Source organism: Aeromonas popoffii (assembly GCF_000820025.1).
GTDB lineage: Bacteria > Pseudomonadota > Gammaproteobacteria > Enterobacterales > Aeromonadaceae > Aeromonas > Aeromonas popoffii.
Map to the genome: position 1 here is coordinate 22348 of NZ_CDBI01000104.1, position 8927 is coordinate 31274.

Sequence of the window (8927 nt, forward strand, 5' to 3'; positions counted from 1 at the left end):
CGCGACCAGCAGAGGGGCCTGCCCGCCCCAGTGGCCACATTCAACATAGCCGCCCCCCATGCCTTCAACAAAGCCGTCAAGCCAGGTTGTCAACCTGTCACAAAAGTAACGCATTTCCCTGTCAGATTGTTTTAAAACAAATATATCAATTAGCCTGAAAAGCCCATAAAGTCCTCGTTCGAATCTTTTTCAGGGAGAGCAAAGATGAAAAAAATTGCCTTGATCACCGGAGCCCGTGGCGGCATAGGATCCGCTATCACCACCGCCTTGCTGGCCCAGGACTATCGCATCATTGCCACCCACTCCAGCGGCAACAGTGCAGCGGCCCACGACTGGTATGGGGAGCAGGGTTATCGACCGGATCAGGTGCGGCTACTGCCACTGGATGTGACAGACACCGCCATGTGTCGTACAACACTGGGTCACCTGTTGCAGGACGAGGGCCGGGTGGACGTGCTGGTCAACAACGCCGGCATCACCCGGGATGGCGCCTTCAAGCGCATGACACCTGAGCAGTGGTTCGAGGTGATCCAGACCAACCTGTGCAGCCTCTACAACGTGACCCAGCCGTTGTTCGACGCCATGTGCGAGCAGCGCGATGCCCGCATCATCAACATCTCCTCGGTCAACGGCCAGAAAGGGCAGTTCGGTCAGGTCAACTACTCGGCAGCCAAGGCGGGCATGCTGGGCTTCACCAAAGCGCTGGCGGCGGAGGGAGCCCGCTTCGGGGTCACGGTCAACGCCATCGCTCCCGGTTACACCGCCACCCCCATGGTGGAGGCGATCCGCAGCGATATCCTCGACAGCATCAAGGCCGATATTCCCATGCACCGCCTCGCCAAGCCGGAGGAGATCGCCGCCGCCGTGGCCTTTCTCGCCAGTGAGGCGGGCGCCTATATCACGGGGGAAACCCTGTCCATCAACGGCGGCCTCTATATGAAATAGCGCCGGGATCAATGCAAGCGACAGAGGGCAGCCAACAGGCTGCCCTCTGCTTTTAGCAAGTCAAGACGAGATGGCGCGCCCCCTGCCAGTCACCCGGCTCAGGGGCGCGCCGGCACAGCCCCCAACGGCTCGGCGAAGTGGCTGCGCAGGGCCGTGATCACCCGTCGCACCTTCTCCGGGATCTCCCGCTGGGGAGTAATAGCGTGGATCTCCATGGGCGGCACCCGAAAGCCCGGCAGCAGCTCCAGCAGCCGACCCTGGGCGAGATCCTCGGCGATTTCCCCCTCAGGTTGCAGCGAGACCCCCTGCCCCACCAGCGTGAACTGGCGCAGCGGCAAGACGTTGTTGCACACCACCCTGGGCTTGGGTTTGACCTTGTGGCCCTGCCCCTTGTCGTCGAAGAAGGTCAGGCCCCCGCTCAGCATGTCCGCCGCCAGCCAGTCGTGTTCCAGCAGATCTGCCGGGCTACGCGGTGTCCCCTTGCGGGCCAGATAGGCGGGTGAGGCACAGAGCAGCATCCGGGTCTGGCCCAGCTTGCGCGCCACCAGGGTGGAGTCGGACAGGGTGCCGACCCGCAGCGCCACGTCAATGCGCTCGGCGATGAGATCCCGCTTCTCGTCGTCGGCGATGATCTGGATGCACAGGCCGGGATGGGCCTGCAACAGCGGCGACAAGGCCCGCGCCAGCGGCTGGCCCGCCATCCCCACGGGCGCCGTGATCCGCACCTCGCCGAGCAGGCTGTCGCGTACCTCGGAAAGGCGCAGCTCGGTCTGGTTCAATGTCTGTTGCAACGACTGGCATCCCTGCCACACCACTTCCCCCGCCTCGGTCAGGTTGAGACGACGGGTGGAGCGGTGCAGCAGGGGGAGGCCAAGCAGGCTCTCCAGCTGGCTGATATGCTGGCTGACGGCGGAGGGAGTCATGCCCAGGGCCTTGGCGGCGCCCGTCATGCTGCCCGCCTCCACCACGGCGGCGAAGATGGCGTAACGTTTGAGCTGTTCCATTGTTAAATCCAGCTTACAAGTAAATCCATTTTATAGTCGATTATTAAATCACATTCGACGGCGTAGGATAGCCTCATTCCAACAGTGAAGGAGAATCCCCCATGAAAATTGCCCTGATCGGTGCCAGCGGTTTTGTCGGTACAGCCATCCTCAATGAAGCCGTCAGCCGTGGCCACAGTGTCACCGCCATCGTCCGCGATGTCAGCAAAGTCGCCGCCCACCCGCAGGTCACCGCCGTGGCGGTAGATGCCCAGAACCCACAGGCACTGGCCGAGGTGCTCAAGGGGCACGACCGGGTGATCAGCGCCTACAACCCGGGCTGGAGTGCACCGGACATCTACGACCAGTACCTCAAAGGCGCCAAGGCCATAGTCGCGGCAGCCAAAGCAGCCAAAGCAGCCCACAGCTGGTTGCTGGTGGTCGGTGGTGCCGGCAGTCTGGAAATCGCCCCCGGCGTACAACTGGTGGATACCCCGGACTTCCCGGCCGAGTGGAAGCAGGGCGCCCTGGCGGCCCGCGACTGTCTCACCGCCCTGCGCCATGAAACCACCCTCGACTGGCGTTTCGTCTCCCCGCCCGTGTTCCTCGAACCCGGCGACAAGCGCGGTGGCTATCACCTCGGTGGCGATCAGGTGCTGTTCAGCGGCGACAAACCTGCCGGGATCTCTGTCGGCGATCTGGCCGATGGCGTGCTGAACGAGGTGGAAAAACCGGCCCACCTGCGCCAGCGCTTTACCCTGGGCTACTGAGTAGGTAACGCGGGGAGCAGGCCTTTGCCTGATCCCCGCTCAACGCACATAACAAGCAGGGAGGCATCAGCCTCCCTGCTTGCTTCCCGTCCCCGATAGCCCGGCCCACTCCCGCCAGTGACCGCTATGCCAGCCAGACGCTTGTTCTCGCAATAGCCGGATGCCCGCTGCGCTGGTGGGACTGTCGGTACCAGGCCCCATAGACCGCTCAATAAACACCCACCCGAATGAGTGTCGAATTCTATTTCGATTTTTGTATATAACTAAGAATAATTTGTTGTTTCCGTCTTATAACACCGAACAGTAGCATCACCCTCAATCCAAATGGCGCCATCTTTACCGATCGGCCCGGTGGCTCACCACCGATCGACGCGCTGTCGTTTTTGCACTGAGTGGCCGGAAAACAGCCCGGCGCTCAGAGAATGAGGAGGTGCACATGGCACATTCACCACTGCCGATCATCGATCTCGCCGCACTCGAAGGCGCCCCTGACACTCGTCGTCAGATGCTGGTCCAGCTTGGCCGAGCGGCCCGCGAAATTGGCTTTTTTTATCTGACAGGCCATGGCCTGAGCGAGGCGCAGCAGACAGAGACCCTGGCACTGGCGGCCCGCTTTTTCGCCCTGCCGGAGCCGGAAAAACGCGCGGTGCAGATGGTGCTCTCTCCCCATTTTCGCGGTTACAACCGGGTGGGTGCCGAGCTCACCCGCCAGCGGCCGGACCGGCGCGAGCAGTTCGACATTATGAATGAAGCCAGTGCGCTCGATGCAGACCATATCCACTCCCCCTGGCAGCGGCTGATAGGCCCCAACCAGTGGCCCGCCGCCCTGCCCGAGATGAAAACGCAGTTGCTGGCCTGGCAGAAACGGCTGAGCGACATCACCCTCACCCTGCTCGCCGCCTTTGCCGAGGTGCTGGAACAGCCGCAAGGGGTGTTCGAGGGGAGCATTCGCGGCGCCCCCTACCAGCACATGAAGCTGATCCACTACCCGGGGCAAGAGGCGGGCGGCAGCAGTCAGGGGGTCGGCGCCCACAAGGATCCCGGCTACCTGACCCTGGTGATGCAGGACCATCACTCAGGGCTGGAAGTGGAGACTGCCACCGGCTGGATCCCGGTCCCGCCCCTGCCGGGTGCCCTGGTGGTCAACATCGGCGAGTTGCTGGAGCTTGCCTCCAACGGCTATCTCAAGGCGACCCTGCATCGGGTGGTGAGCCCGCCGCCCGGCGTCTCGCGCCTCTCCTGCGCCTTCTTTATGGCGGCGCGGCTCGATGCCACCGTGCCCCTGCTCACCCTCTCCCCCGAGCTGGCGGCGCAGGCACAAGGGCCCGAGAGCGACCCCGCCAACCCGCTCTTTTATCAGGTGGGGGAGAACGTGCTCAAAGGGCGGCTGCGCTCCCACCCCGATGTGGCAGCGCGCCACTATATGACCGCCGCGGCTTCAGCCAACCAGCAGCCGGCAAGCGGGCAGACGACAAACAGCGAGCGGCGCCAACCGCAGCCAGCCTGACGCTGCCACACCGATTAGACGTGGGATGCCGCAGCGTCCCGCCATCCAGATGACACAAGCAGTTAAGCCACAAGCCTGGCAATGACGGAGTAATAGAATGAAATTCAAAACCATGAGCGTGCACAGCGGCCAACGGATCGATCCCCAGACCGGCGCCCTCACCACCCCGATCTATCAGAGCAGCACCTTCAGCTACTTCAATGCCCAGGCGGGCAAGGAGCGTTTCGCAGGTCAGGCCCCCGGCTTTATCTACAGCCGCTTTGGCAACCCCACCACAGCCGAGCTGGAGCAGAAACTGGCCGCCCTTGAGGGCGCCGACGAAGCGCTGGTGGTGGCAAGCGGCATGGCAGCGGTCAGCGCCATCATGTATGCCCTGGCCGACAGCGGCGATGAGGTGGCCTATATCGGCCCGCTCTACGGCGGCACAGATGCGTTTCTCAAACAGACCTTCAGCCGCGCCGGCATCACAGTCACCGCCTACGAGAGCGATCAGGATCTGCTGGCCAATATTCGCCCCGCCACCAAGGTGGTATTGTTCGAAACCCTGACCAACCCTACCCTCAAGGTGGTGGATCCGCGAGTAGTGGTCGAGGCGGCCCGCAAGGTGGGGGCCATCAGCGTGTGTGACAATACCTTCCTCACCCCCTATCTGCTGCGCCCGCTGGAGCTTGGCATCGATATCGTGATGCACAGCGGCACCAAGTATCTGGGTGGCCACGGCGACATCATCGCCGGGGTAGTGGCTGGCTCCCACGCGCTAATGAAATCCATCCGCACCGTGGCCCTCAAACACATAGGATCCCCCATAGGCCCGCAGGAGGCCTACCTGCTGCAGCGCGGGGTCAAGACCCTGCCGCTGCGCATGGATGCCCACCTGCACAACGCGCAGAAAGTGGCCGGGTTCCTGGCTGCCCACCCGGCGGTGAAGAAGGTGATCTACCCGGGCCTCGTCAGCCACCCGGGCCACGATGCCCTCGGCGCCTTCGCCAGTGGCTTTGGCGGCATGGTGAGCATAGAGCTGGAAGGCGGCTTTGCCCGCTGTGCCACCCTGCTCGACAACCTGCAGCTGTTCGTGCAGGCGGTGAGTTTGGGCGATCTGGAGAGTCTGGCTTGCCATCCGGCCAGCACCACCCACGCCGCCATGGACGAGGCGAGCCGTCTCGCCGCCGGAGTGAATGACGATCTCATCCGCTTCAGCATCGGGGTAGAAGATGCCGACGATCTGATCGCCGATCTGGCGGCGGCGCTGGCCATCGCCTGATGCCCTGGCCCCTTTCACGGCTTAAAGAAACAGCCCGCCCCCTGAAAATGGGGCGGGCTGTTGATGTCAGCACCGAAAAACACCCTCATCAAGGGGCGGCAGAGAGCTGCTGCACAGGCCAACCCAGGGTGGCGAGCGCGGGAGCCAGCACCTTGGCATCCCCCACCACCAGGATCACCATGTCATCGGGGTCGAGCCAGCGGCGGGCCAAGTCTCGCAAGGTGAGTGTCGACAGCTGGCTGACAGTCCGTACCCGCTGCTCCACATAATCCTGCGGCCACTGCGCCAGCAAGATGGGCAGCATGTACTCCACCTCCTGCGGCAGCGTCTCGTAGTCCAGCGCCTGACGGTTGAGCACACCTTCACGCAGGGTACGCACCTCCAGTCGGGTCGGGCCCTGCCGCTGGTATTTGTCGAGCTCTTGCAGGATCTGCTGCAGGGCGGCCCGGGTCACCTCGGTGCGCACGCTGCTTTGCAGCAGAAAATAACCCGCCTGACTGTTGCCACTGAAGGCGGTATCGATGAAGTAGGTGTATCCCAGCTCTTCACGCAGGCGGATATGCAGCCGATCCGCCAGGGAGGCATTCATCAACCCGGCCAGGAACTGCTCACCAAACCCGTCGTTCGCCATGGCGCGGCGCCCCATGCGAACAAGGCTCTGGCTGGCGCCGGGATTATCCAGCAGATAGATGGCCCGTTTGGCCTGCTGGCCGGTAAAGCCGAGGGGCCGCAGGCTGGGCGACTGCCCCTCTGGCTCAACCAGAAAAGAGAGTGCACTCACCACCTTCTCCTGCGCCAGATCCCCGCTCACCACCACCTTGGCCTCCCCGCTGCGATAGACAGACCGATAGAAGGCGCGCACATCATCCAGGGTCAGAGATTGCCACTGTGCCTGTGGATCCGGCACCCTGGCCAAACCGTCGATCAGCGCATGAAACTGCTGATCGGCCTGCCACTGGGGCTCTCGCACTTGCTGCTTCAACCATTGCTGGGTCTGGAGCTTGAGGCGCTGGAAATCTGCCGGTCGCAAGGCCGGCTGCAACAACAACTCCCGTACCAGCGCCAGCGTCTCATCAAAGTGGGAGGTCATCCCCTGCACCGTGATCTGGCTGTAGCCTGCCTCATAGCCAAAACTGAGGCTGGCGCCCAGCTGACGCGCCCGCTCCTCAATGGCGGCAGCCTGCCACTGCTCACTGCCCTGGGAAAGCATGCCGGCAGTCAGATCAGCCAGTCCGGCCTTGCCCTCTGGCTCGGCCCGAGACCCACCGGGCCAGTTGATGCGCATGACAAAAGCGGGCACCTCATCGCTGTAGTGACCGAGCAAGGAGACCCGCCCCCCCAGGCTGGCTTGCCACAAGGTGGGCAGTGGCACGGGCAACGCCCCGCCACTGGCCGGTTCCTGACGCCGGTCCAGGGTCTCCTTGACTGGGCGTGAGTGCAAGAGAGGCCCTACCAGGGTACGCGGCAAGGGGGGCGGTTCGACAAAATTGACCGGACCGGCCTGCCACGCTTGATGCGCCTCGGGCACCACGCTCAGCACCACCCGGGGTTTGTGCAGTACATAGTGGTCCAGGACCCGTTTTACCTCGGCAGGTGTCACCCGCGCCATCCGTTCGAGATAGCGATGCAGGTAATTGGGTTCCTGAAACAGACTGTGGCCCGTGCCCAATAATTCCGCCTTACCGGCCATACTGTCCAGCGACCAAATCTGGTTGGCACGCAAGGCATTGGCAGAGTGCTCGAGCCGGGCCCTGGGGACGCCCTCCTGGGCCAGTCTGGCAATGACACCGTCAATCTCGCGCTTGATGGGTTCAAGCTCGGCGCCATGATCCAGATTCGGAATAGCCTGGATCACCAGCATGCAGGCGAGCACGCCGCACTCATGACGGGCAGACACGAACACCAGCTTGCCACTCTGTTGCAACTGTTGTTGCAGCAGGCCACTGGCGGAGCCCCCCAGTTGATCGGCCAGCAGATCGAGGGCTTCAAAACCCGGGTCCCGGGCCGACACGGTCGGATAGGCCAGCACCAGCATGGGGTCCTGTACCTGGGCTGTCAGGGTACGATACCGACTCTTTTTCAGCGCCACAGGCCGGGGCACAGAGCGGGCCTGACCGGGGGCTGGCGACAAGGCGCCGAAGTAGCGTTCGACCCAGGCCAGGGTTTGCGCCGGCTGGATATCACCGCCGATCACCAGAGTGGCATTATTGGGGCCATACCAGCGCAGGAAAAACTGACGCACATCCTCCTGGGTGAGGCGATCCAGATCCGCCATCCTGCCAAACGGCGTGTTGAAATAGGGGTGATTGGGTGGATAGAGGGTACGGTTCAACACCTCCAGCACCCGGCCATAGGCAAGCGTGTCGACCAGGTCGGCTCGCTCGTTCCTGACCACGTCACGCTTGGCGTCAAACGTTTGCTGATAGAGCGCATCCAGCAGAAACCCCATCCGATCCGACTCCAGCCAGAGTACTTTCTCCAGTTGATTGGCCGGCACCGTCTGGTAATAGCGGGTTTGATCCCGAGTCGTCAGCCCGTTGATGTCTCGCCCCCCCACCTGCTGCAACAGACGGATATGCCCCTCCTCCCGCACATGGGCCGAGCCCTGAAACATCATGTGTTCGAACAAATGCGCCATGCCGGACTGACCTGGCGCCTCTTGCGCAAGCCCGACCCGATAATTCACTTCCACATGCACCAGCGGATCCGAGTGATCCTGCGTCAGGATCACCGTCAGACCGTTATCCAGCCGATATTGCTGATAAGGCACGATCAGCGGATTGGCTACTCTCTTCTGCTCCTTGATCAGCACAGGGCCAGCCAGGGCAACACCACAGAATAAATACAATAGACTCCACGTGACTCTCATGTGTTTCCCAATTCTCAAGCCTGAACATTATTATTGTTTTCTGTTGTTGCACTTACGTCATATTCACGCCAATTCGCCAGCCGCCCCATCATTCATCTCTATTCGTATGATGAGATGAACCATGCTGGCAGGCCAGAATGCTGGCGACACATCGTCAGGTGACTGAACCTTATATCAATATTTGCCCGCCATGGGTGCCATGCCTGCACACGGGCAGCACACAGGGCCAAGGCCGCCAAGTGTAATCAATCGGGGCCCTGAGGGATATCTTGCGGGCATTTTCATTTGTAACAAGCGATGAGATGAGCAGAGAAAAGCATTCAGCATGGCCACCACAAGCCTTATTTCCAACGTGGATTAATTACCCTGTTTCAAGGTGTGAAAAGGCGCACATGCATGCATTCATCACTGGGATAACTATTTACTGTTGAGTCAGGAGAAAATAAGCAACCGGAAATGAATAATATCAATTCGATAAATAACGAGACGATTCCTCTGCATGAGCACGGTCAGGGTGACTCTGCTATTGCACCAGAAAGCCCACACTCTTAGCGCTAAAACAGGCAAAAAAACAGGGGGCCGCGGCCCCCTG

General features: G+C 61.8%; 6 protein-coding genes. 4 read left to right on the top strand and 2 right to left on the bottom strand.

Annotation, left to right across the window (positions count from 1 at the left end):
* The first annotated feature begins 204 nt into the window (after positions 1-204).
* Positions 205-945 (top strand): SDR family oxidoreductase, encoded by a 741-nt coding sequence (locus tag BN1129_RS21470; RefSeq protein ID WP_042039337.1) that lies wholly within the window; start codon positions 205-207, stop codon positions 943-945.
* A 98-nt stretch (positions 946-1043) separates the two neighbouring features.
* Here BN1129_RS21470 and BN1129_RS21475 read toward each other — a convergent pair whose 3' ends face one another.
* Complete coding sequence (locus BN1129_RS21475; RefSeq protein ID WP_042039338.1) at positions 1044-1949, bottom strand: LysR family transcriptional regulator; 906 nt, start codon at positions 1947-1949, stop codon at positions 1044-1046.
* A gap of 101 nt (positions 1950-2050) precedes the next feature.
* Between BN1129_RS21475 and BN1129_RS21480 the strand changes: the two genes are divergently transcribed.
* The 3 genes from BN1129_RS21480 (at position 2051) to BN1129_RS21490 (ending at position 5466) form a co-directional block, all read left to right on the top strand.
* The gene (locus BN1129_RS21480; RefSeq protein WP_042039339.1) at positions 2051-2698 is read left to right on the top strand and encodes an NAD(P)-dependent oxidoreductase; all 648 of its coding nucleotides are present in this window, start codon (positions 2051-2053) and stop codon (positions 2696-2698) included.
* A 436-nt stretch (positions 2699-3134) separates the two neighbouring features.
* The gene (locus BN1129_RS21485; protein ID WP_042039340.1) at positions 3135-4205 is read left to right on the top strand and encodes an isopenicillin N synthase family dioxygenase; all 1071 of its coding nucleotides are present in this window, start codon (positions 3135-3137) and stop codon (positions 4203-4205) included.
* Positions 4206-4302: 97 nt separating this feature from the next.
* Entirely contained in the window at positions 4303-5466 is a 1164-nt protein-coding gene (locus BN1129_RS21490) for a trans-sulfuration enzyme family protein (protein ID WP_042039341.1), read from the top strand.
* Between the two features lie 88 nt (positions 5467-5554).
* On the opposite strand, the gene BN1129_RS21495 is transcribed toward BN1129_RS21490, so the two are convergent.
* Positions 5555-8335: a M16 family metallopeptidase gene (locus BN1129_RS21495; RefSeq protein ID WP_042039342.1), complete on the bottom strand. Its 2781-nt coding sequence runs from the start codon at positions 8333-8335 to the stop codon at positions 5555-5557.
* Positions 8336-8927 lie beyond the last annotated feature (592 nt).